The sequence below is a fragment of the Anaerotignum propionicum genome (assembly GCF_024461735.1).
GTDB lineage: Bacteria > Bacillota > Clostridia > Lachnospirales > Anaerotignaceae > Chakrabartyella.
The window spans coordinates 124,590-148,333 of the sequence record NZ_JANGAD010000008.1; the positions used below are offsets into that span (position 1 = coordinate 124,590).

Consider the following 23,744-nt stretch of genomic DNA (forward strand, 5'->3'; position numbering starts at 1 on the left):
CCTTTTTCCCAAAAAGCAATATTTTTGCTTTTCACGAAAAAAGCTTCAAATGGTATCATTTGAAGCCTTCGCAATTCTTATTCAGCGATTTCGATAGGATAAACAGAAACCTGTTTCTTATCTCTGCCTTTTCTTTCATACTTCACACGGCCATCAACCAAGGCAAATAAAGTGTCATTGCCACCTTTGCCAACATTTGTACCGGGGTGAATCTTTGTGCCTCTTTGTGTGTATAAGATATTACCGGCCAAAACAAACTGACCATCTGCACGTTTTGCGCCAAGTCTTTTTGCATTAGAGTCACGACCATTCTTTGTGGAACCGCCGCCCTTATGATGCGCGAAGAACTGAAGGTTTAATCTGAACATCACTTACACCTCCTTATCAATCAAAGTAAAATACCGTTTATATTCCGTTTCTATTGCTGACAAGCCCATCTCCAGCGTTTGCAGTAAAAGCTGAGTATCATGGTCTGCCATACCCTCTAAAGGGAAAAGGACTTTGAAAAAACCGCCGTTTTTTTCATCCGCTTCACAGCGAAATGGAATTTCCGTAAATTGCTCAATGGCATTTATGGTATTCAACGTCAGTACAGATACAGCGGAACAAACAATGTCTCTGCCGCTTTTGGCGTACTCTGCATGCCCGGTTAGCTCAACTCCGCAGATTTTTCCGTCTTTACGATAAATAATAGCTCTTATCATAATTAGATAGATTTGATCTGTAATTTTGTGAAAGGCTGTCTATGGCCTCTTTTTTTGTGAAAGCCTTTTTTGGATTTGTACTTATAAATAATAACCTTTTTCTCCTTGCCATCACCAATTACAGAAGCTGTAACAGCAGCACCGTCAACATAAGGAGCACCTACTTTAACGTCACCGTCTTTTGCTAAAACAAGAACCTTGTCGAATGTAAAATCCTGACCAGCTTCAACGCCTAACTTTTCAACTGTGATGACATCACCTTCAGATACCTTATACTGCTTACCACCTGTTTCAATAATTGCGTACATATGAACACCTCCTCGCAATTTACTCGCCGAATACGGTAATCAAAGCCATTCTTTGATTTTAAAACCTCTCCGTGCGGCTGAACATACTTCATAATAGTATCACAGCAAAAAAAACATGTCAACAAAAACTATTCTAATTCATGCCCATTTTTTACGGAAAAATAAGCTTTGCTGTCGCCGCTTTTCCACAAAAGCTCACGCAAAAGCTGAATGCCTTCTTTCGTCATGCATTTTTTACCAGTTAAACTTTCTCCATATGCCAATTTTAATGCTTCCAAAGCTTTTTCTTCCAAGCCAGCTAAAGCATATAGCCTTCCAACCTTATCACAAACCTTGCCAAAACTTTCTGTTGTTATTCCGTTTTTCCCTGCCAAAATCAAAACATGATCCAGCATTGTCTCTCCTTCTTGGATATTTCCAATTTGAATATGAAGACTTGCAACCCGCAGAAGCAGTTTACTGAATCTTTCCGTTTCTCCCTCACGGTTTCTGATTGACACGGCTAACACGTAATAAAGCTCCATGGCTTCCTTATGTCGTTCAAAGGCAGTCAAAATTTTACCAATTTTTATAATCCGATTGTCTCTGGAAGCACATTCCGGCAAATTCAGCTCTTTATAAAGCTGATTCCAAGAATGATAAAATCCCAAAGCCGTTGTCATCTCACCTTTTTTATAAAAATAGTCTCCAATATGACCCAGTACACGGCAGTTCTCCCATGAATGGGTATCTCCATATTCTGAAATGAATTCTTTTGCATTTACAAATTTTTGTAGTGCTTTTTCTTCATCCCCATACAGCAATAGTACCTCACCCAATCGAATACAGGTTCTTGCATAATACGTAGAATCAGCATACTTTTCAGCTAAGGTATACCAATAGATAGCCTCATTCTTTTGACCAAGGCGCTGATACATCTCCCCCAAAGAGAACACTGCGAATGCTAGTTTTCCATTTTCCAAATTTTCTTTGGCTCTACTTTTCTCATAAAGCTGGGTCATAAATGTAATGGCGTCTTCAAGATTTTTTCGTTCACTGTCTCGCATACGCCTTCTCACCGGCCGATTGGCTGGAATAAGGACATTTTTCCCTGCACCATACACTTCCTTTAGTTGAAGATATCTATCATTGGGCATCAATCCACTTTGAATCAGCTTTTCTTCTGCCTTTTTTGCATATGTTCTTGCCTTTTCCTTGTCTCCCAGTCTGAGGCAACAATTGCCCATGGCCAGAAGGGTACAGGCGGAAATTCTTTGTTCTTCAGGTGTCTCCTCAAAATTCATATCATTGCGCTCTTTGTAAAGCTGCAGTGCATAACTACAGTCACCCCTGCAAAGACAAATCTCCGCAAAGGCCTCCAAGGTCTCAATATAAATTGGATTGTCCCTATCAAGGGTATCTCTTTGCAGCCTTAGAGCTTCCTCTAAATATTTCCCCGCTGAAGCCAAATCACCGGATTTTTGATAAGCAATGCCTAAATTTTTAAGCACCTCACCATATTCGGAATGTCGTTTTCCCAAGGCACTTCTAGCAATTTCCTCCATTTCAAGGCAAATTAACACCGCCTTTGTATATTCTTCTTGCTTCTGCCGAACCTGCACAAGCGCATTCATTAGTGAGATTACAGGTTTCTTATTTGCACAAGAAAAAGCCATTCTTACTTTTAGGGCATTCTCATATAGAAATGCCGCTGCTTCATAAGAACCGTGCTGCTCAAATATACAGGCAAATTCAAACCATAACTGTGCTAGAATTGTTTGATTATCCGAAGAATCTTTTTCCAGAATATCAAGAGCTTGTTTATAATAAGTTAACGCCTGCATACAGTCTTCCATTTTGGCCATGATCTGACCCATTTGAACGTAGCTTTTTACGCTTATGCTTTTATGCTGTGTTTCAAATGCTTCTCTTAAAGAAAAAGCCTTTTTCCCCATCTCCAAAGCTTTTGCAAAATCTTTCATTCCACAATAATCTAGAGCTATTTTATCTAGAAAATCAAAATACAGTAAATGATTTTGTCCTAATTTTTTCTCAATGATTTCCATTCCGGTTGTATGTAGTTGAAAAGATTTTTCAAATTGACCGTCCTTATAGCATAAGTCAGCCAAGTAGCATAAATGATTCACATAATCTAAATGACCTTGCTGAAATATTTGCCTGTGCACCTCAACGGCACGCTCACAATATTCCACGGCAAGGCCAGTAAGTTCCGCCTTTTCACAAACAAAAGCCAGGGCAATGGAATTATTTAGAAAGGCTAGGTTTCGGTTGCCCAGCTTTTTTTCCATAATATCCAATGCAACCTCATAATTATAAATTGCCTTTTTATAATTCCCCGTTTTATCATAACAGCGGGCCATAGAGGAATGGATATCCGCCAGATCCATTATCTGCAAAGAACGGCAATCAATACTTCTCTCCAATGCCTGTCCATGGCTTTCCAGCGCCTTGTCATACTCCTTCAGGCTTTCATAACAATTTCCTAAATTATACAGAGTATGAATATAATCCTTATGATTTTGCCCCAACTTACGTCCACGCACTTTTAGAACCTGCAAATGGGTATTTAATGCATCTTCGTGTCTATCCAAATTGCTGTAGACAATGGCTAAATTATTTAATGTATCCGCATATCCCCGAGACTCACCTCTATATGATTTTTTCAGTTCTGCTCCTCGGCCATAGTATTCTGCTGCCTTTTCATAGTACCCCAGTTCATCAAAAATAACGGCAACATTATGAAAATCCTCTCCCAAATCGGTCTGAGCATCTTCCCCGTTTTTTTTATAAAGCTCTAACAAGTGTTCCCCAAGAAACAAAGCCCTTTTATAATCACCTTCTTTATATGACTCCACCAAGTTTTTTCGCAGCTCTCTTATCTCAGCTAAATAAGACTTCATGATCCACACCCTGCCTATTGTTGATTCATTTCCTCAAAAGCATCCTTTATTACTCCATAGGAATAACCCTTGCGTTGCAAAAAACCATATAACTGTTTCTTTTTTTTCTCATCCGGCGGCCACTGACCTCTTGTTTTTTTTTCCAGCCATTTCACCGCATCTTTTGTTTCACAAAAATCCGCTTGCTCTAAAACTTCTTCGCAAATTTCCTCAGAGATGCCCCTTTGTAAAAGCTCCATGCGCAATGCATAAGCCCCTCTTGGGCTTAAATGCAGGCGATCCTTTATATATCGATTGGCATATTCTCTATCATCAGTATAATGATACTTATTCAGAAAGATCATCACTTCTTCAATGATTTCTTCGGAATATTCACTTTCCATGAGCTTTTGCCTTACTTCTTTTTCCGTGCGCAACTTGTACCCGATAAAATGTAATGCCTTGTTCTGGGCCTGAATATAAATCAGACTTCTCTGAATAAAGGTTACTGTTTTTTCGGGTATTTCCCTGCCTTCTTTAATATGAAAATATTCCATATCCCCCATAGAAAGGGCAAATACGTATTCTCCGTCTATAAAAATATTGTACTTAGAGGTATCTCTTTTTTGAGGTATAATTTTTGTTACAAGCATTGGATTTTTCTCCTTATTCTTTCATTATAACACAATTTTTTTCCTTTCACTATCACAATTCAACATAAAATGAATTCAGTTTTCGACAGTCTGTTTATCACGAATATTCCCTTATGAAAATACGTAATTACCATTAAAAAAACCCGCTTGCATGGAACAACTTTACCTTGCAATACGGGCTTTTATTTTGAATGTACCTCTAAATCTTATTATGAAAAATTCATTACTCTAAATCCAATTCTTCAATTTCAGATTCATTTTCTGCCGTGTTAAAAATGCCTTCCGGAGTCTTTCCGTCCATTAAATTTTCATTTAATCCCTGTCCAGACATATCAGCCATGGAAAACAATCCGTAATGCTCCCTAACTGCATTTTCAACCTCAAGGCAGATATCCGGATGCTCTTGCAAAAATTGCTTTGCATTCTCCCTGCCCTGACCAATTCTTGTTTCCTTATAGGAGAACCAAGAACCACTTTTGTTAATAATGCTTACCTCAGAAGCCAAATCTAAAATATCTCCATATTTGGAAATGCCCTGACCATAAATAATATCAAACTCCGCCGTTTTAAATGGTGGAGCAACTTTATTTTTTGCCACCTTAACTTTAACCCTGTTTCCGATAAGCTCTGTTCCTTGTTTCAGCACATCCGCCTTTCTGATGTCGATACGAACAGAGGCATAAAATTTAAGCGCACGACCACCTGTAGTTGTTTCAGGGCTGCCATAAATAACACCTATCTTTTCTCTTAACTGGTTAATAAAAACAACGGTACATTTGGATTTATTTGTAATACCCGTCAGTTTTCTCAAAGCCTGACTCATCAATCTAGCTTGCAGACCTACGTGAGATTCGCCCATTTCACCTTCAATTTCTGCCTTAGGAACCAATGCCGCAACAGAATCCACAATGACAATATCAATGGCGCCACAGCGTACCATGGTCTCTGCAATCTCTAAAGCCTGCTCACCATTATCAGGCTGGGAGATATACAATTCATCAATATTAACGCCCAGAGCCTTGGCATAAACAGGATCCATGGCATGCTCGGCATCAATATAGCCGGCAATGCCCCCTTTTTTTTGAACCTCTGCAACCATATGAAGGGCAACGGTTGTTTTACCTGAAGATTCGGGGCCGTAAATTTCTATAATTCTGCCTTTTGGTATGCCACCAACACCTAAGGCTACATCCAAGCTTAAAGAACCGGTAGGTGTTACCTCTACATTCATCTGGCGACTGCTGTCACCTAGCTTCATCACAGCACCCTTGCCAAATTGTTTTTCAATATAACCCAACGCCGCAGACAGCGCTTTATCCTTATCCTCAAATCTGATGTCATCTTTTTTTGAATCATCTTTTTTTGCCAATTGACCTTCACCCTCTCTAAGAAACGAACTAATGTTCTTATATTAACTTATTTTCTCCTCTGTGTCAACTGTTTTTCCCAATGGCTTTTCAGCCAAGAGCATTGCCGCAAAAATAATTCCGCATCCTAACAGACCTCGCCATCCCATTCTCTCACCATAAAACAAAACGGATATGATAGCTGCAAAGATAGACTCTGAAGTAATAATAATTGCGGTTTTATTGGCTGAGGTATATTTTTGCCCCACAGATTGCAATACAAAATAGATTGCTGTACAAAAGATACCTACATTCAAATAACTAGCTACAGCAAATCCATTGAGGGACGGCATGTCAAATCCCGTTATAGCAGTAATCACAAAAGATATGACTGTAACTGCCAAATGTTCAACCAATGCAATATTCACGGAATCACATTCCTGAACAGCTTTCCCCATAAAAGCCATCTGCATGGAAAAAGCTACAGCCGCTCCAAAGGACAAAACAGCCCCGATATCTAATTTAAAATCCTCAGTCACTGAAAGAAGTGCCACACCAAATAATGTCAAAAAGGCTGCCAAAAAGCCACTTGGCAAAGGTTTTTGCCGAAATGCCCCCCAACAAATAAAAGGAACAATAGCGGCTTGGGTGTTACATAAAAAAGCGTTGACAGAAGGAGTTGTATATTGAAGCCCCACTGTCAAAAGAACAAAGGTTGCCGCCAGCAGCACACCTAAGATACCGCCCATTTTCCATTCTTTCTTGGTAATCTGAAAATATCTCTTAAAATATATCAGGCTTAAGCAAACCGTTGCGATTAAAAATCTGCCTAGCATCACCTGATATGGCGTATAGCCCCAATCCAAAAGATATTTCACACCAATGAAGCCCCCGCCCCCAAGTATGGCGGCAATGAGAAGCATCCAATCTCCTTTATTTCTCATATTGCAATTTTCTCCGCAACCAATCCAAAGCTTGGAAGGTTGCCCGCTCTCTGATTTTATTTCTATTACCCGCAAAATGGAACCCTCTGGCCTCAACGACTCCATTGTTATAAATACCGATATAAACCAAGCCCACTGGCTTCTCCTCTGTTCCGCCATCAGGCCCTGCAACACCTGTGGTGGCAATGCCAATTGATGCGCCAGAGGTTCTGGCAATACCTTCCGCCATTTCTTTTGCAGTTTCTTGGCTTACAGGACCAAACTTCTCAAGGGTCTGGGCAGAAACTCCTAAACGCTTCATTTTTGCCTCATTGGTATAGGTTACGCATCCCTCCAAGAATACTTCCGAAATACCGGGAAAGCGTACCAATTGTGAGGAAATTTCTCCACCGGTGCAAGATTCCGCTACGGCAATGGTCTTTTTTTGCGCTAGCAAAAGCTTGGCCACCTCAGTTTCCATGTTTGTTTCACCCTCAGCGTAAACAGATTTTCCCAGACGCTCCTTTAATGCTGCCGCAACGGGGTCAATTAAGCGATTTGCCTCCTCTTCGTCCTTTGCTTTAGCAGTAATGCGTAAAAGGGCTTCACCTTCCTTGGCATAGGGAGCTATGGTAGGGTTTGTTTGGGCATCTATTAGGTCTTTTACCATTTCCTCCATGGCACTTTCTCCAACACTAGCTACCCGTAGAATTCTGGAAATAAAGGTATACTCTTGTTTTTTTGCCAGATAAGGCTTTGCCTGATTTTCAAACATAGGCACAACCTCTTTTGGTGGACCAGGTAACATTATGATAATTTTTTCATCTTTTTCTATGATAATGCCCGGTGCAGTACCGTTGGCGTTGTACATAACTACGCTATTATGTTCAGGAACGAATGCCTGTTTCTTATTGTTTTCTGTCATAGTTCTGCCAATACGATCAAAGAAAACTTGAATCTGAGCCAATGCCTTTTCATCCAAAACAAGGGACTCACCAAAATATTTCGCCGCTGTTTCCTTAGTCAAATCATCCTCTGTGGGGCCTAAACCTCCTGTGGTAATCACCAAATCCGCTCTGGAAAAGGCATGATAGATGGTTTCCTCCAATCTTTTTGGGTTATCCCCCACCACCGTTTGGTAGTACACCTCAATCCCCAGTGCTGCCAGTTCCTTGGCTAAGTATTGGGCATTGGTATTTAAAATATCTCCAAGCAATAGTTCTGTGCCTACTGCCAAAATTTCTGCCTTCATGTTACGCCTCCTTATCCTATGTTTGAACATTCTGTTCTTATTGTATTCTTTTTATAAGGAATTTCCAAGTCTTTTTCAAAAGAAAAAAAGAGCAATTCTGCTCTTTTTCGTTGGAACCTTGGGCTTTGCCCAAACCCACTTGCTTTTCGAAAAGAGCAAGAAACTTTTATAAATTGCGTTCTTCAGTTTTACTAACAAATAACATCTTTTTATGTAACGGAAGGTAAGGAAACAAAAAGTTTCCCTACCTTAATCCCTAGGATAGGCTTGTCCAACCCGAGGCAAACAGAGAGTTTCAAGACCAATTGGTGGCACAAGCTCATCTGTTTGCCCCTGAAAACTTCAGAATAGCTCGAAAAAACTGATCTTTTTTCAGAGGGTGTTTACTTTTTATCCCTTTAAAACCTGCTTGTTTTTTACAATGTAATCCACCCCCGAGAGGATAGTAAAAAATACCGCTAAACCAACCAAAAGCATTTCAATAATAGAAATACCCGGAAAGGGTAAATTCAACAACACCACAATAATCATAATCATTTGCACTGTGGTTTTTACCTTTCCCCACCAGCTGGCGGCCATGACAATTTTAGCCTCCATGGCAAGGGTACGAAAGCCTGTAATTGCAAACTCCCTTGCTAAAATAATGATAACTACCCAACTTGCCAAATCTCCCAACTGAACCATAGAAACAAGAGCGGCCATTACCAAAAGCTTATCCGCCAAGGGATCCATAAATTTACCGAAATTACTAACCAAATTCCATTTTCTCGCAAGGTATCCGTCCAAAAAATCCGTTAGAGAGGCAACAATAAAAATTGCAACAGCAATATAACGATTCAAAGGCGCAGGTACCAAAAACAGTACCGAAAGGAATACGGGAATCAAAATGACCCGAAGCATTGTCAGTTTATTCGGCAGATTCATCTGCATAAATTACATCTCCCATCAAATCATAGTCTCCGGCTTCTCGGATTCTTGCTGTTACAAAATCTCCGGAGTATAGTTCCTCCTCGGCGGTTAAAAACACCAGCCCGTCAATATCCGGCGCATCTCTGCGGGTTCGTCCGCAATAAATACTTTCTTCAGGCAGTTTGCCCTCTACCAAAACCTGTACTACTTTGCCAACTTCCTTTTCACAAAGGGAAGCCGCAATATTTTTTTGAATATCCATAATTGTTTCTTTTCTTGCTTCTTTCAAATCCTCATCAATCTGATTTTCCATAATCGCCGCCGCTGTACCCTCCTCTTGAGAGTAGGAAAATACACCCAAACGGTCAAAACGCATTTCTTCCACAAAATCAACCAGGTCCTGAAATTCCTCTTCTGTTTCACCGGGGAATCCCACAATCAGGGTCGTACGAATGGCAATATCGGGCATCGCCCCACGCAATGCCGCTACCTTTTCTTTGATTAAGGCTTGGTTGCTTTTTCTACCCATGCGCTTTAACACAGCATCGTTCCCATGCTGAATGGGCATATCGATATAATGACAGATTTTTTCATTCCTAGCCATAATATCAATGGTTTCTTGAGTTAAGGTTTCTGGATAACAATATAACAGGCGAATCCATTCAATACCATCAACCTTTGATAATTCCTCCAACAAAGCATGAAGCTTGGGTTCACCATATAAATCTCTGCCATAAATGGAGGTATCCTGAGCGACGATGACCAATTCCTTCACACCATTTTCAGCCAATACCTTTGCTTCCTCCACAAGGCTTTCCATGGAACGGCTTCTGTGCTTGCCTCTGAGCTTAGGAATAACACAATAGGTACAATGGTTATCACAGCCCTCAGAGATCTTTAAATATGCAAAATAAGGAGCAGTAGAGAGAATCCGCAATTTTCCATTAGCATCTTCCATGGGACGGTCAATATCCTCTAAATATTTCTCTCCCATTTTCCCTTTCAAAATATCCGCCGCCACCTCTGCCACGGATTCGTAGGCCGCTGTACCAATGACTGCATCCACCTCAGGCAGTTCATCAAAAAACTCCTTTTCATAGCGCTGTCCCAAACAACCGGCTACGATTAAGCCTTTGCATTTGCCTGTTTTTTTATACTCCGCCATCTCCAGAATGGTTTCAATACTTTCGTCCAGGGCATCCTTAATAAAACAGCATGTGTTTATCACAATGATATCTGCCTCTGCTTCATCGGCAATGGTTTGGAAGCCATTTTGTGCCAAGATGCCCAGCATAACCTCGCTGTCTACTCTGTTTTTGTCACACCCTAAAGAAGTGAATGCTACGGTTCCTTTCATGTTTACCTCCCTAAATTTACATCAAGTTGTTCTGCATTTTTGCAGCCACAAGACAGTTCTTCATAAGCATTGCAATAGTCATGGGCCCTACGCCTCCCGGTACAGGTGTGATTGCCCCTGCAATCTCTTTTACTGCTTCAAAATCCACATCACCGCAAAGCTTACCTTCTTCATTGCGGTTCATACCCACATCAATCACAATGGCACCTGCTTTTACCATATCTGCCGTAACGGTATTTACCTTTCCCGTGGCACTGACGATAATATCCGCTCCCCGGCAAATCTCCGCAAGATTACGGGTCTTTGAATGGCAAATAGTCACCGTTCCGTTCTCCTGCATTAACAGCATAGCCACAGGCTTCCCAACAATATTGCTTCTTCCGATAATCACACAATTCTGACCTTGGATGGTATGTCCACTGCGCTTAATTAGCTCAATAATACCTGCAGGTGTACAAGGCAAAAATCCTTTACCTCCTGTATGCAATAGTCCCACATTCATAGGATGAAAACAATCCACATCCTTTTTGGCATCAATGGCAAGAATCACTTTTTCTTCATTGATTTGTTTCGGTAAAGGCATTTGTACCAAAATTCCGTGAACGGTTTCGTCGGCGTTTAACTGTGCCACAAGGTGGAGCAATTCCTCCTCCGATGTTTCTCCTCCCAATTCATAGGATACAGAGCGAATGCCCACTGCCTCGCATGCCTTTTTTTTATTATTCACATAAACCTGTGAAGCGGAATCGTTTCCCACCAAAACGACGGCAAGGCAAGGATTCACACCTTGAGCCTTAATTTGAACCGCTTCTTTCGCCGCTTCCTCTTTGATTTGTGCCGAAATCAACTTACCATCAATCAATTGCGCTGTCATTATTACAACTCCTTAGAATAATCCCACGATGTTACCATCCTCATCAATATCAATATCCAAAGCCGCAGGTCTTTTTGGCAAGCCTGGCATTGTCATAATGTCTCCAAGCATTGCAACAATAAAGCCTGCCCCTGCTGAAATTCTCAATTCTTTCACATTTACCTCAAATCCCTCAGGACGTCCCAAAAGCTTAGGGTCATCAGAAAGGGAGTATTGTGTCTTTGCAATACAAACAGGGAAATGGCCAAAGCCCAGCTGTTCAATTTGAGCCAATGTTTTTTTCGCCGCTGCCGAGAAGCTGACACTTCCTGCACCGTAGATTTCTTTGCAAACACAATTTATTTTTTCCTGAATGGTTAAATTGTCATCATATAAGGTATGGAAATTATTTTCCTTGGTCTCTAAGGTTTCCAAAACCTTCTCCGCCAGCGTACGACCACCTTCTCCGCCTTCTGCCCAAACTCTTGCAATGGCAAAGGTGGCACCCATGGCTTCACAGTGCTCCTTTACAAAGGCAACCTCTGCTTCAGTGTCTGCAACAAAGTGGTTCAAAGTAACCACAACAGGAACACCGAATTTCTGTATATTCTCTATATGCTTTTCTAAATTTACAAAGCCTTTTTTCAAAGCCTCTAAATTTTCATTGCTCAAATCTGCTTTTGCAACACCACCATTATATTTCATTGCACGGATTGTTGCAACCAAAACAACGGCATCGGGACGAATGCCAGCCTTGCGGCACTTAATGTCAAAAAATTTCTCTGCCCCCAAATCCGCACCAAAGCCTGCTTCCGTCACCACATAATCTGCCATTTTCAGGCCTAATTTTGTGGCACGCACACTGTTACAACCATGGGCAATATTTGCAAAAGGGCCGCCGTGAATCATTGCCGGCGTATGCTCTAAGGTCTGTACCAGGTTGGGCTGAAGGGCATCTTTCAATAAAACGGTCATTGCACCATCGGTACCAATTTGCTTTGCCGTCACAGGCTCATCACTGTAAGTATACCCAATAATGATTTTCCCCAACATCTCTTTTAAATGCTTTAAGTCGTTTGCCAAACAGAAAATGGCCATAATTTCAGAAGCAACGGTAATTTGGAAGCCATCCTCACGAGGCACGCCGTTTACCTTACCACCCAAGCCTGAAATAACGCTTCTCAACTGTCTATCATTTAAATCAACCACTCTTTTCCAAGTGATTTTTCTGGGGTCAATATTCAAATCGTTTCCTTGTTGAATATGATTGTCAACCATAGACGCCAACAGATTGTTAGCTGTAGTAATGGCATGCAAATCCCCAGTAAAATGCAAGTTGATTTCCTCCATAGGAACAACCTGGGCATATCCGCCACCGGCTGCTCCCCCCTTAACACCCATGCAAGGGCCAAGGGATGGCTCTCTTAAGCAAGTAATGGCATTTCTGCCCAACTTCTGTAATGCTTGTGTTAAGCCAATGGTCACTGTGGTCTTCCCCTCACCTGCAGGGGTAGGATTTACAGCAGTTACTAAAATCAGCTTCCCGCTAGGGTTATTTTTAATCTGATTATAGTATTTATCGCTGATTTTTGCCTTATACTTCCCGTAGCATTCCACAAATTCTTCGGGAATCCCTGCTTTTGCGGCTATCGCAGTAATCGGCTCCATTGTACACTCCTGTGCAATCTGCAAATCTGTTTTCATGATAAACAAACTCCTTTCAGTCCTTCAACGGTTTTCAAACGCCATGAACCGCAAATAAAAAAACCGACAGTCCAAGCGTCATCGCCCAGACGGTCGGCATTTATCCTTGTCATACTCCATGTGGTTAACTCCACTTCCGTCAGTCATATGACCTCTAGGGAAATGGTACTATAAGCAGGTTTTTTTGTCAACAGACAAAGAAATATTTTATCCGGTACAAGATTGCCTCAGACCTTTCCTTCGACTGTATCCTATCTTTTAGATTCCCACTATAATAGGGGATTCTAACAAAATAATATCCCAACAACTCGTCAGTATATGCAAATGCAATTTCCTGTTTCTCTTCATCAAAGTTCTTCTTCCACAGGCTCTTTTATCGTCTCCCACTGCGCACGGGTAATGAGTACCTTTCTGGGCTTGCTCCCATCCTCAGGGCCAACCATCCCCTTGCGCTCCAGCTCATCCATCAGCCTTGCCGCACGGTTATAGCCAATTCTAAACTGCCTTTGCAGCATAGAAACTGAAGCCTTTTCCTTTTCAATAATCAAATCTACAGCAGGTTCAAAAAACGCATCGCTGTCTTCATCTGCATCCATACCGGTTTTTGTTACCTTTGTAATTTGGTCTATGGTATCTTGGGTATAACCCGGACGACCGCTCTTTTTCAGGAAGGACACAATATCCTCCACCTCTTTATCGGTAACAAAGGCTCCTTGTAAACGGGCAGGCTTGCTTTGTCCCGCCGGGTAAAACAGCATATCCCCCTTGCCCAAAAGCTTCTCCGCACCAACCATATCCAAAATGGTTCTGGAATCAATGCCAGAGGAAACAGCGAAGGCCAATCGGGACGGTATGTTTGCCTTAATGACACCGGTAATAACATCTACAGAAGGTCGCTGGGTCGCAATAATCAAATGCATTCCTGCGGCACGAGCCATCTGCGCCAATCTGCAAATGGAATCCTCCACCTCACCTGGTGCCGCCATCATCAAATCCGCCAACTCGTCAATAACGATGACAATTTGCGCCATCTTTCCTTTTTCGTCCCCTTCTTCTTCTTTCATGGCATTAAAACCCTTAATATCCCTCACGCCAAAGGATGCAAAATCATTATATCTTTGCAGCATTTCCCGCACCGCCCAATTTAACGCCGCAGACGCCTTTTTCGGGTCAGTAACAACGGGTATCAATAGATGAGGAATACCATTATAAACGCTCAATTCCACCACCTTAGGGTCAACCAGAAGTAGCTTCACGTCCTTGGGGTCAGCCTTATATAAAATGCTGGTAATCAGTGTGTTGATGCAAACACTTTTACCACTGCCTGTTGCACCTGCAATCAGAAGATGGGGCATTTTTCCAATATCCGTAACCACTGGGTTCCCTGCAATGTCCTCTCCCAATGCAAATGCCAGCTTGGAGCCATGATTATGGAAGGCATCACTATCTAATACCGTTCTCAAATATACAGATTGGGTTTCTCTATTAGGCACTTCAATGCCAACCGCCGCCTTCCCAGGGATCGGCGCTTCAATACGGATGCCACTTGCCGCCAAATTTAAGGCAATGTCATCCGCCAAATTTACAATCTTGCTAACTTTTACCCCTTGGCTGGGAGACAATTCATAACGGGTAACGGTAGGCCCTCTGTTGATTTGGATTACCTTTGCATCAACACCAAAGCTCTTTAATGTTGACTCCAGCTTTTTCGCATTGGCAAGCATCTCCGCCTTTGAATCTCCTCCTCCTGATTTGGGGTCTTCTCCCAAAAGCTCAATGGGAGGAAATACATAGGGAATTTCTTCTTCTATTGGTTCGGCAGCCACTTCCTCTTCAGGGATGGGTTCCGTTTCCTTAGGCGTTATTTCTTGCTTTTCTCCTTCTTCGGTACCTTCCAACTCATCGACATCCGCTGTTACTTCTAAATCGTTGGAAATATCAATGCTTTCAGACATATCCAAGCCATCAGTATCATTTAAGTTCTCTGTCTCTTCATCCAAAACAACAATAGGAATTTCCTCTGTATCACTTAGAGGCTCGTCCTGGGTAAAAACCTCTTCCTCTTCTGATAACAAAATTTCTTCCTCAGGGGTCTCCCTGAAAATTTCCTCCAGCATTTCCTCTCCTTCATCCTGAACTGCCTTAGAATGAATCATAATTGGAATTTCTTCGTCCTTTTGCTGCTTTTCCCCAACGGATTCAATCTCAAAATCTTCGATTTCTCCCTCAGAAGTTCCCTCTTCTCCTTCCTGGAAAATAAAGTTATAAATAGGGTCTGCCTTCTTATATTTTATAGCATCTTTTTTACGGAAAACCGTTTCTTCTATTTCAGGAGTAACAACCTCACAGCCTTCCTCATCCCTGAGCTCAATATTGTAACTGCCTTTCTTTTTTTCCCGTTGTCGCCGGCGCTCCCGCTTTTCTTCCTCTGCCTGCTCCATCAGCCGAATCTGTTCCGCTCTGCTTTTTATTTTTTCTTGTCTCACCTTCTGCATTGCCTTTTGGTGTGCCGAATAGTCAGAAACAGCCTGAAAAAAAGACTTTCCTGTTGCCATAATAAAAGAAATAATTAATAGGGCAATTAATACCAAAGTGCTGCCCAAAGTATCAAAAGCTCCATATAACATACCACCTAATGCAACACCAAATAAGCCACCGTTGCCCATAGCGCCTTCTCCGTAATAAAAGGCTATTTTTTGGAAAAACCTCAAATTGGCAGCAGCTTCAATGGGATGTATCAAATGCACCCCTGCCGCAACACAAAGAAGAAACAGAAGGCCGCCAAGACCACGAACCACAGGCATTTTTCTCTCTTCACTTGCCAAAAGCCATCCACAATAGATAATAATACATAACGGCAATAACACTCCTGCAAAACCAAACAGTCCCTTAAATAAACTGCTGAACAAATGCCCAATGACTCCCATTTTTTCAGTAAGCACACTGATTTCGGCAACTAGGGAAATCAACATAATTATAATTAGGATTACCTCGTCCAGAATGCTATCCCCAAAGCGGCTATCATTTTCTATTGCCTTAGCATTACCCTTATGCTGGCTTTTTGGGGAACTGCTTTTCCCTGTACCGGTCTTTCCATTTGTATTTTTTTTCACGGCAGTAGATTTTGCGGGGGTCTTTGTTGTACCTGAACCGCTTTTTCTTGTTGTTTTCTTCTGCTCTGCCAAATTACTCACCTCATCTATCTTTGAAACAAAATTTACGAACCACTGTTTGCCTTTAATATAAAATTATACCATAAATATGCAAATCACGCACCCTTTTTATCAACGCAATTTCCTCTACGATATTGCATCTTTTATAAAACATGCTGTATAATCAATAGTGAATTCAAATTACAAAAGGAAAAGGAGGAACATAAGATGAAATATAGTGGTGAAAAGCTACAACTGAGAGCAATAGAAACCGTAGCTTCCCTCATGATTGCCGCAGCGAAAACAGCGCCAAAAGGCTGTGGCAGAGACAGCATGGAATCCCTTATTATTGATGGAGAGGATAAGGATGCCCTAGCGGCAGAAATGAGAAAAATCGGGGAGGAAACCCGTCAACCATTTTATATAAGAGATGCAGAGAACGTAGACCTATCTGCCTGCGTTGTTCTCTTCGGGGCACAAGAAACCTATAGAGGTTTACCTTACTGTAATTACTGTGGGGCAGGAGACTGCTTCGGTGCCAATAAAAGCGGCACCCACTGTGCCTTTGCCGTAGGCGATTTAGGCATTGCCATGGGCTCTGCCGTGTCTGTAGCAGCGGCACATCATATCGACAACAGAATTATGTTTTCTGCTGGGAAAGCTGCATTATCTTTAGGTCTCTTTTCAGAGAAAGTATTCTTAGGCTACGGTGTACCCCTTTCCGTTTCGGAAAAAAGCCCTTACTATGATCGTCCTGTCGTGGCTTCTGCATCCTCTGTGGCGGCTCCCGGCTGTAATGCAAAATAAATATACCTTGATACAAAAAAAGCCCCCGCTAGGCGTAATATTCGCTTTGCCGGGGCTTTTTTCCATATGATGTGAATCCTGGTGTTCAAAAAATAGAATCGCCTTCAATTGTGTTTTCTCTACTCTTCTAAAAACCTTTTCACCAAACCTTTTTAATCTAGTTGACCTTCCTGTAACTTGCCGCTTTTAGAACTATGTTCTCCCAGCTTCAGCTAAATCATTTTCCCATACACTCCAGGTCTCTTCCACGATGTCGAACCTGATCAATTTCGTACTCTATCTTTTTCTTCTTTACTTTCACCCCTTTGCCGGAATAAGCCGATAATCCCAGCACAGTGCCTAAAATCAATATAAATCCAACCAGTTCAGTAGGATGGAACACAGAACCAAGAAATAGTAAAGATACTATAATTGCCGTAACCGGCTCTATATTTCCCAAAAGACTTCCTAAAAAAGGACCAACCAGACTAACACCCTTCAAGAACAAGGAGAAAGCAACCGCAGTACCAATGATTACAACCCCCAAGACGCCCATAATGGTTCCAGAATCCCATAAAATTTCATAGTTCCAAGGGCGAACAAAAGGAATCATAATGATGCCTGCAAAAAACATGGCAAATCCAACCACTACATAAACACCATATTTTTTCATCAATTCTCCAGAAAGCAGACTGTAAAGTGCCGCACCTAGTGCGGAACCTAATCCAAAAAATAACGCCGTTCCGGTCAAAGACATATTGTAAACATCTCCGTGAGTACTAAGTAAAAACGTACCCAAAAATGCCGCAATAATTGCCGCAACCTCTACTTTATTTGGAAACCGCATTCCCTTTACACAAACAACACCTAAAATGATTAGTGGATTTAGTGACTGTAAAACTGTTGCCGTTCCTGCATTGGAATGTTGGATTGCCGCAAAATATGTATATTGGCACATTAACATTCCAAATAGAGAAAAAATGAGAAGCTGCTTCATGTCAGCTTTATTTTTGAAAATCTCCCACATCTTACCCTTTTGCAGAATTAAACCCAATCCTATCAGCAATATTCCTGCAAAAATAAGTCTTATGGCAACCAACCACTCCGCAGTAATATTTTTTTCCACAAATAAAAATTGCCCGAAACACCCTGATATACCCCAGCAAATGGCGCCGCTTAGTGTAATCAGAATACCGGCCTTTTTCTTCCCTTCCATAATATCCCTCCATCATTATAGTCAACTTATAGTATTATAGTAGTTATATCCATACTATGCAACAATAAAAAACATCCTTTTATTTTTTTCAACAAAAGGATGTCTTTTTTTGACTTTTAATTATCTTTTTGGGGGGGAAATTTAAAAGCCTTATAACTTGGATTTTTTTACTTTACATCATAACCCTTAGATACAAGCTTCTCAATCAGCTCTTCGCAATGGTTTTTGTTTCTTGTCTCCACAGTTACATCTACAACGCATTTTCCAACTGCAATATTACGTACCATACGGTCATGGTTTACATTGAAAATATTTGCACCGGCTTCTGCGATAATTTGAAGCATCTGTGTCAGCTGACCAGGCTTATCCATCATTGTTACAGAGAATTTTGTCAATCGACCACTCACCTGTAATCCTTTATCAATAATACGGTCTAAAATATTTATATCAACGTTACCACCGGAAATAATACATACGGTCTTTTTGCCCTGAATATCAGCCTTATTATGCATTGCTGCAGCAACAGAAACTGCACCAGCACCTTCTGCTACCATTTTGTGTTTTTCCAAAAGCATCAAAATTGCAGAAGCAATTTCTTCTTCAGAAACCGTAACAATTCCATCCACATATTTCTGACACATTTCAAAAGTCTTGTCTCCCGGCTGTTTTACTGCAATACCATCGGCAACAGTGTTTACTTCAGCCAGTGTTTCAATTTTACCATCACGGAAGGAATTAAACATGGAAGGTGCGCCTTCAGCCTGTACACCATAAACCTTGCATTCAGGTTTCAATTCTTTAATTGCACAAGCAACACCGCTGATTAAGCCCCCACCGCCAATGGGAACAAGCACAACTTCAACATCTTCCAAATGCTCCAAAATCTCAAGACCAATGGTTCCCTGTCCTGCCATTACATAGTCATCATTAAAGGGATGTAAAAAGGTATATCCCTTTTCCTCTTTCAGTTCCGCAGCTTTTGCAGCAGCATCGTCATAAACACCGGGAACTAACACAACCTCTGCACCATAACTTCTTGTTGCTTCAACTTTAGCAAGGGGTGCACCAGCAGGCATACAAATTACAGCCTGAATTCCTTTCTTCTTTGCAGCTAAAGCAACACCCTGGGCATGATTGCCTGCAGAACAAGCCACAATGCCATGCATTGCTTCTTCTTCTGTTAAATTAGCTGTTTTGTAATAAGCACCTCTCAACTTAAAAGAGCCTGTTACCTGCATATTTTCACATTTAATATACACATCAGCGTCAGGATTGATAAACTTAGACTGAAATAAAGGTGTTTCTGTTGCAATACCATTCAGAACCTCTTTTGCATTTTGAATCATTTTTAAAGATAACATTGCACTCTCACTCCTGTGTCTTTAACATATGCACATATGTTTATTTTTGTCTATATCTCGAATACAAAATAATTATATGTTCACTTTTTAACAACGTCAACACATTTTCATAACTTTTTTTCTAATTTTGCAATTTTGTTATTATTGCTATCCATTCCGTATTTCATGTACATTATTCCGCATTATATAGACGATTACAATATTTCTCTGTAGTAATGCATAAAAACCAATGATTTTCCCCCTGGAATGGAAGCCATTTCTCTTAATTTTTTCCCAATTTTGCTGAAAACTAAGGAATAATATTCTATTTTCCCATAGGTTTTTAGGGGTTTGACAAACGTATCTGGGTATTTTAATTCACTAAATTGGTGAAAAACATACTTAATTAATGCTAAAGATTTTAAATCACGAAAAAAATCCCCTATGAAATATTCATGGGGGATTTCTGTTGTTTAAGATGCGTTCACCTTTCTTGTATGCTTGCGTCTGCGCATACGCTGTAAAGGCTGTCGGTTTTCGTTATAAACATATTTGGGGGCTTCATTCCCCTCAACAACGCCTTGGGTAATAATACATCTTTCCAATGTTGTTTCTGCAGGGATTTCATACATAATAGGATTAATGAATTCCTCCATAATTGCACGTAAGCCTCTGGCACCTGTAGCCCGCTCCATTGCCTTTTTCGCAATCGCTGCTAAAGCCTCAGGTTCAAATTCCAAAATAACATCGTCTAAAGCAAATAGATATTCATACTGCTTTGTCAAAGCATTTTTGGGCTCCGTCAAAATATGGGTAAATGCTTCCTCATCCAAATTATCCAGAGTTACCACTACGGGCAAACGTCCAATAAATTCAGGAATAAGGCCGTATTTCAATAAATCCTGGGGCATCAAAGAACGAAGAATTTCGTCTGATGTTTTGTTTAATCTGCTATGCACTTCGGCACCAAAACCAATAACCTTGTGTCCCATACGGTTTTCAATGATTTTTTCAATACCGCCGAAAGCGCCGCCACAAATAAATAAAATATTTGTTGTATCTATTTGGATAAACTCCTGATGAGGATGTTTTCTGCCACCCTGAGGAGGTACACTTGCTGTGGTACCTTCCAGAATTTTCAGCAATGCCTGTTGCACGCCTTCGCCGCTGACATCTCTAGTGATTGATACATTTTCAGATTTTTTGGTAATCTTATCAATCTCATCAATATAGATAATGCCTCTCTCTGCGCGTTCAATATCATAATCTGCCGCTTGAATAAGCTTTAGCAGGATGTTTTCCACATCCTCACCTACATATCCCGCTTCTGTTAGAGAGGTGGCATCCGCAATGGCAAAAGGAACGTTCAATACTCTGGCCAAAGTCTGCGCCAGCAAGGTTTTTCCTGTGCCTGTAGGGCCTGCCAAAAGAATATTGCTTTTTTGAAGCTCAACATCCTCCGCCTTGGCATCCATATAAACACGCTTATAGTGGTTATAAACCGCTACTGATAAAGCCTGTTTTGCCTTATCCTGACCAATCACGTATTGATCTAGCGTCTCTTTGATTTCTTTTGGCTTTGGAACATTAAACTTCTCTTCTTTGTTTGCTAAAACATCATATTCTTCATCAATAATCTCGGCGCACAGCTCGATACATTCATCACAAATATATACATTCGGCCCAGCAATCAGCTTCTTTACTTGATCCTGAGTTTTCCCGCAGAAGGAACAACGCAATTTGTTCGTATCTTCTGTTTTTCCTGCCATATTTAGCCTCTCTCCTTTGTCTGAGGTTTTGTAATTATATCATCAATCAGCCCATAGGCCTTTGCTTCCTCAGCCGTCATAAAATGGTCTCTCTCTGTATCTCTTTCAATTTCTTCAATAGTTCTGCCTGTATTACTAGCCATAATTTCATTTAATTTCTTTTTGGTACGCAAAATATTTTCAGCATGGATAAAAATATCCGTTGCCTGTCCTCTTGCGCCACCACTAGGCTGATGAATCATAACCTCTGCATTCGGCAATGCGTATCTTTTGCCCTTTGCACCACCTGACAAAAGAAAAGCTCCCATACTGGCTGCCATACCAATGCAGATTGTAGACACATCAGGTTTGATATACTGCATGGTATCGTAAATCGCAAGTCCCGCGGTTACAGAACCGCCTGGGCTGTTGATATAAAGGCTAATGTCCTTATCGGGGTCTTCCGCAGCCAAAAATAATAGCTGGGCCACAACAAGGCTTGATGTAACATCATTTACCTCTTCCCCCAGAAAAATAACTCTGTCCTTTAACAGTCTGGAATAAATATCATAAGAACGCTCTCCCCGGTTTGTCTGTTCCACTACCATAGGCACTAAACTCATATGAACTCCCTCCATTCCCAATTAATTTATACCTTTTGAAATACCTATAAAGCTTAATTAGGCACAGTAAAACTGTGCCTAATCGATGGTCTTATTCAGCCTTAGGATCTGTTAAAACGGCTGTGTCTTCGATCAGCTTCATCGCTGCTCTTACAAGCATATCCTGTTCCAGCGCTTCTTTATCCTCTTCTCTAATCATTTCCAGCATTGTTTTTCCATCAATGCCGTAGCTTTCGCCGTATTTGCAAATTTCAGCTTCCAGCTCTTCTTTAGTAACTGCTAAGCCTTCTTCCTTTGCAATTGCTTCCAGCATCAATCTAGCATCTACACTCTTTACGCTGGTTTCTTTGAAGTTTTCTTTCATTTCATCAGGGGTTGTACCCATATATTGGCAATAAATGTCTAAGGATAAGCCCTGACGAACGATGTTATCTTCAAAATCCTTCATCATGCTGTTGATTTTATTGTCATACATAACCTGTGGTACTTCCATTTCGCAGTTTGCAACTGCAACATCCAGAAGCTTGTCGCCCTGAACCTGTCTTGCTTTTTCTTCTTTCTCCTTTGCAAGCTTTTCCAGAATGCTTGCTTTGTATTCATCCAAAGTGGAAAATTCGGAAACATCCTCTGCAAAAGCATCATCCAATGCAGGCAGTTCTTTCTTTGTAATTCCTTTGATTTCAATAGCAAAAATTGCATCCTTGCCTGCCAAATCAGGAGAGTGATACTCTTCTGGGAATTTTACGTCAATATCAAATTTTTCACCCAAAGAGTGACCAACAAGCTTTTCTTCAAAACCGGGGATAAACATTCCACTACCCAATTCCAAATCATGCTCATCTGCCTTGCCACCCTCAAAAGGTACACCGTCAACAGAGCCTTCATAGCTCATTTTTACAACATCGCCCATTTCTGCTGCTCTGTCTGTTACTTCAACGGTTCTTGCATTTTTTGCCTGAACCTTTTCCAATTCAGCCATAACTTCTTCATCTGTTACCTCAGATACAACCTTTTCAGCGGAAAGGCCTTTATACTGACCCAACTTAATTTCAGGTTTAATTGTAACATCAACAATAAATCTTGCACCCTTATCAGAACCGATATATTCAACATCCAAAGATGGTGCGGAAACTACGTCCAAATTCAGCTCTTTAACAGCTGCCATGTATTCTTCAGGGAAAATATGGTTTACTGCATCTTCATAGAAAAAGCCTTCGCCATACTGTGCCTCAATCAACTTTCTAGGTACTTTACCCTTTCTAAAACCAGGGAGAGAAATTTGATTTTTATGCTTGTTATAAGCAAAAGCCATACCTTTTTCCAATACTTCTGCGGTTACTTCAAAAGAAAATTTTACTTCTGTTTTTTCCTTGTTCAACAATGTTGCGTTCATGTAGAAGCTCCTCCTTAAAAATCTGTTTCTATGACAACTAAATCTTAATTTTATCAAACTGTCGTCATCCAAATGTCAGTCCCTAAAACTGAACAATCAAAGGTTATTATATCACACGGTATTTTGAAAATCTACTGTAAAATATAAAAAAATCCACTGTTTCAGCCAAAAAACCTCCCTAAAACACTTCAAATTCTGCGGAAATCATTTCCGCTTCCGTGTTTTGCTCCATAAAGCGCAGGATATGCTGTATGATGCTGTCTGCCTGTCGTTTTTCGTTGGTTACACAGACAAAACCGATTACAATAATTTTATGATGATCCTGACAGTCCACCTCGGCAACGGAAACGTTAAATTTATGTCTTGTTTTATCCACAAGACTTTTTACAATCATGCGCTTTTCTTTCAAAGATGTTACCCAATCAGCGTGAAAGGTTACTTCGCAGCTACCAATAATCATAATAAGTCTCCTTCTTTCTTTTGTCTCAAAAAGAGCGCTCCGCTCTGCAAGGAAGTTAAAACCTTTGTCAAGGCACACTAAGTTTGCAGCCACTCTGTTTGAGGGGGTATAACGAGTATTCTATAAAAATATTATAAA

20 protein-coding genes and 1 riboswitch are annotated in these 23,744 nt (G+C 40.9%); of the genes, 1 reads left to right on the forward strand and 19 read right to left on the reverse strand.

The features are described 5' to 3' along the window. Positions 1–77 precede the first annotated feature (77 nt). The 13 genes from rpmA to NE558_RS14505 all read right to left on the reverse strand — a co-directional run bounded on the left by rpmA (position 78) and on the right by NE558_RS14505 (position 16,073). Positions 78–368, reverse strand: coding sequence for a 50S ribosomal protein L27 (gene rpmA / locus NE558_RS11585; protein ID WP_066047280.1), 291 nt, complete (start codon positions 366–368; stop codon positions 78–80). A gap of 3 nt (positions 369–371) precedes the next feature. Next, entirely contained in the window at positions 372–704 is a 333-nt protein-coding gene (locus tag NE558_RS11590; protein ID WP_256150241.1) for a ribosomal-processing cysteine protease Prp, read from the reverse strand. Positions 705–706: 2 nt separating this feature from the next. Then, entirely contained in the window at positions 707–1,012 is a 306-nt protein-coding gene (rplU, locus tag NE558_RS11595) for a 50S ribosomal protein L21 (RefSeq protein ID WP_256150242.1), read from the reverse strand. A gap of 128 nt (positions 1,013–1,140) precedes the next feature. Beyond that, positions 1,141–3,912, reverse strand: coding sequence for a tetratricopeptide repeat protein (locus NE558_RS11600; RefSeq protein ID WP_256150243.1), 2,772 nt, complete (start codon positions 3,910–3,912; stop codon positions 1,141–1,143). Positions 3,913–3,926: 14 nt separating this feature from the next. Then, entirely contained in the window at positions 3,927–4,544 is a 618-nt protein-coding gene (locus NE558_RS11605; protein ID WP_256150244.1) for a RecX family transcriptional regulator, read from the reverse strand. 223 nt (positions 4,545–4,767) lie between these two features. Next, entirely contained in the window at positions 4,768–5,913 is a 1,146-nt protein-coding gene (gene recA / locus NE558_RS11610) for a recombinase RecA (protein WP_305145059.1), read from the reverse strand. 42 nt (positions 5,914–5,955) lie between these two features. Continuing rightward, positions 5,956–6,834 carry a DMT family transporter gene (locus NE558_RS11615; protein WP_256150246.1) on the reverse strand — a complete coding sequence of 293 codons (879 nt, stop codon included), beginning with the start codon at positions 6,832–6,834 and terminating at the stop codon, positions 5,956–5,958. Beyond that, a complete protein-coding gene (locus NE558_RS11620) occupies positions 6,824–8,065 on the reverse strand; it encodes a competence/damage-inducible protein A (RefSeq protein WP_256150248.1) in 1,242 nt (413 codons plus the stop codon). Before NE558_RS11620 ends, NE558_RS11615 begins: the two co-directional genes overlap by 11 nt. Positions 8,066–8,455: 390 nt before the next feature. Continuing rightward, entirely contained in the window at positions 8,456–8,989 is a 534-nt protein-coding gene (gene pgsA, locus NE558_RS11625; RefSeq protein WP_256150302.1) for a CDP-diacylglycerol--glycerol-3-phosphate 3-phosphatidyltransferase, read from the reverse strand. Beyond that, positions 8,973–10,331, reverse strand: a complete 1,359-nt coding sequence (rimO, locus tag NE558_RS11630; RefSeq protein WP_256150250.1) for a 30S ribosomal protein S12 methylthiotransferase RimO — start codon at positions 10,329–10,331, stop codon at positions 8,973–8,975. The genes pgsA and rimO overlap by 17 nt, the downstream gene beginning before the upstream one ends. Positions 10,332–10,347: 16 nt before the next feature. Further along, positions 10,348–11,205 (reverse strand): bifunctional 5,10-methylenetetrahydrofolate dehydrogenase/5,10-methenyltetrahydrofolate cyclohydrolase, encoded by an 858-nt coding sequence (locus tag NE558_RS11635; protein ID WP_256150252.1) that lies wholly within the window; start codon positions 11,203–11,205, stop codon positions 10,348–10,350. A gap of 12 nt (positions 11,206–11,217) precedes the next feature. After that, positions 11,218–12,888, reverse strand: coding sequence for a formate--tetrahydrofolate ligase (locus NE558_RS11640; protein ID WP_256150254.1), 1,671 nt, complete (start codon positions 12,886–12,888; stop codon positions 11,218–11,220). Positions 12,889–12,964: 76 nt separating this feature from the next. Continuing rightward, positions 12,965–13,045, reverse strand: a riboswitch (ZMP/ZTP riboswitch). A gap of 190 nt (positions 13,046–13,235) precedes the next feature. Beyond that, on the reverse strand, positions 13,236–16,073 hold the full coding sequence (locus NE558_RS14505) for an FtsK/SpoIIIE family DNA translocase (RefSeq protein WP_305145060.1): 2,838 nt from the start codon (positions 16,071–16,073) through the stop codon (positions 13,236–13,238). A gap of 195 nt (positions 16,074–16,268) precedes the next feature. Here NE558_RS14505 and NE558_RS11655 point away from each other — a divergent pair, with 195 nt between their 5' ends. Further along, positions 16,269–16,847, forward strand: coding sequence for a ferredoxin domain-containing protein (locus NE558_RS11655; RefSeq protein ID WP_256150256.1), 579 nt, complete (start codon positions 16,269–16,271; stop codon positions 16,845–16,847). Positions 16,848–17,064: 217 nt separating this feature from the next. On the opposite strand, the gene NE558_RS11660 is transcribed toward NE558_RS11655, so the two are convergent. The 6 genes from NE558_RS11660 to NE558_RS11685 form a co-directional block, all read right to left on the reverse strand. After that, positions 17,065–18,042 carry an EamA family transporter gene (locus tag NE558_RS11660; RefSeq protein WP_256150257.1) on the reverse strand — a complete coding sequence of 326 codons (978 nt, stop codon included), beginning with the start codon at positions 18,040–18,042 and terminating at the stop codon, positions 17,065–17,067. Positions 18,043–18,209: 167 nt separating this feature from the next. Next, positions 18,210–19,403 (reverse strand): threonine ammonia-lyase, encoded by a 1,194-nt coding sequence (ilvA, locus tag NE558_RS11665; protein ID WP_256150259.1) that lies wholly within the window; start codon positions 19,401–19,403, stop codon positions 18,210–18,212. A 452-nt stretch (positions 19,404–19,855) separates the two neighbouring features. Further along, positions 19,856–21,151: an ATP-dependent Clp protease ATP-binding subunit ClpX gene (clpX, locus tag NE558_RS11670; protein WP_256150260.1), complete on the reverse strand. Its 1,296-nt coding sequence runs from the start codon at positions 21,149–21,151 to the stop codon at positions 19,856–19,858. A 2-nt stretch (positions 21,152–21,153) separates the two neighbouring features. Beyond that, positions 21,154–21,753, reverse strand: a complete 600-nt coding sequence (clpP, locus tag NE558_RS11675; RefSeq protein ID WP_256150261.1) for an ATP-dependent Clp endopeptidase proteolytic subunit ClpP — start codon at positions 21,751–21,753, stop codon at positions 21,154–21,156. Positions 21,754–21,844: 91 nt separating this feature from the next. Then, a complete protein-coding gene (gene tig, locus NE558_RS11680) occupies positions 21,845–23,146 on the reverse strand; it encodes a trigger factor (RefSeq protein WP_256150263.1) in 1,302 nt (433 codons plus the stop codon). Between the two features lie 178 nt (positions 23,147–23,324). Next, positions 23,325–23,606: a DUF503 domain-containing protein gene (locus NE558_RS11685; protein ID WP_256150264.1), complete on the reverse strand. Its 282-nt coding sequence runs from the start codon at positions 23,604–23,606 to the stop codon at positions 23,325–23,327. Positions 23,607–23,744: the final 138 nt, after the last annotated feature.

Coding starts and splice junctions, on each gene's coding strand:
- rpmA (WP_066047280.1), bottom strand. CDS start 368: ATGTTCAGATTAAACCTTCAGTTCTTCGCGCATCATAAGGGCGGCGGT.
- NE558_RS11590 (WP_256150241.1), bottom strand. CDS start 704: ATGATAAGAGCTATTATTTATCGTAAAGACGGAAAAATCTGCGGAGTT.
- rplU (WP_256150242.1), bottom strand. CDS start 1,012: ATGTACGCAATTATTGAAACAGGTGGTAAGCAGTATAAGGTATCTGAA.
- NE558_RS11600 (WP_256150243.1), bottom strand. CDS start 3,912: ATGAAGTCTTATTTAGCTGAGATAAGAGAGCTGCGAAAAAACTTGGTG.
- NE558_RS11605 (WP_256150244.1), bottom strand. CDS start 4,544: ATGCTTGTAACAAAAATTATACCTCAAAAAAGAGATACCTCTAAGTAC.
- NE558_RS11615 (WP_256150246.1), bottom strand. CDS start 6,834: ATGAGAAATAAAGGAGATTGGATGCTTCTCATTGCCGCCATACTTGGG.
- NE558_RS11620 (WP_256150248.1), bottom strand. CDS start 8,065: ATGAAGGCAGAAATTTTGGCAGTAGGCACAGAACTATTGCTTGGAGAT.
- pgsA (WP_256150302.1), bottom strand. CDS start 8,989: ATGAATCTGCCGAATAAACTGACAATGCTTCGGGTCATTTTGATTCCC.
- rimO (WP_256150250.1), bottom strand. CDS start 10,331: ATGAAAGGAACCGTAGCATTCACTTCTTTAGGGTGTGACAAAAACAGA.
- NE558_RS11635 (WP_256150252.1), bottom strand. CDS start 11,205: ATGACAGCGCAATTGATTGATGGTAAGTTGATTTCGGCACAAATCAAA.
- NE558_RS11640 (WP_256150254.1), bottom strand. CDS start 12,888: ATGAAAACAGATTTGCAGATTGCACAGGAGTGTACAATGGAGCCGATT.
- NE558_RS11655 (WP_256150256.1), top strand. CDS start 16,269: ATGAAATATAGTGGTGAAAAGCTACAACTGAGAGCAATAGAAACCGTA.
- NE558_RS11660 (WP_256150257.1), bottom strand. CDS start 18,042: ATGGAAGGGAAGAAAAAGGCCGGTATTCTGATTACACTAAGCGGCGCC.
- ilvA (WP_256150259.1), bottom strand. CDS start 19,403: ATGTTATCTTTAAAAATGATTCAAAATGCAAAAGAGGTTCTGAATGGT.
- clpX (WP_256150260.1), bottom strand. CDS start 21,151: ATGGCAGGAAAAACAGAAGATACGAACAAATTGCGTTGTTCCTTCTGC.
- clpP (WP_256150261.1), bottom strand. CDS start 21,753: ATGAGTTTAGTGCCTATGGTAGTGGAACAGACAAACCGGGGAGAGCGT.
- tig (WP_256150263.1), bottom strand. CDS start 23,146: ATGAACGCAACATTGTTGAACAAGGAAAAAACAGAAGTAAAATTTTCT.
- NE558_RS11685 (WP_256150264.1), bottom strand. CDS start 23,606: ATGATTATTGGTAGCTGCGAAGTAACCTTTCACGCTGATTGGGTAACA.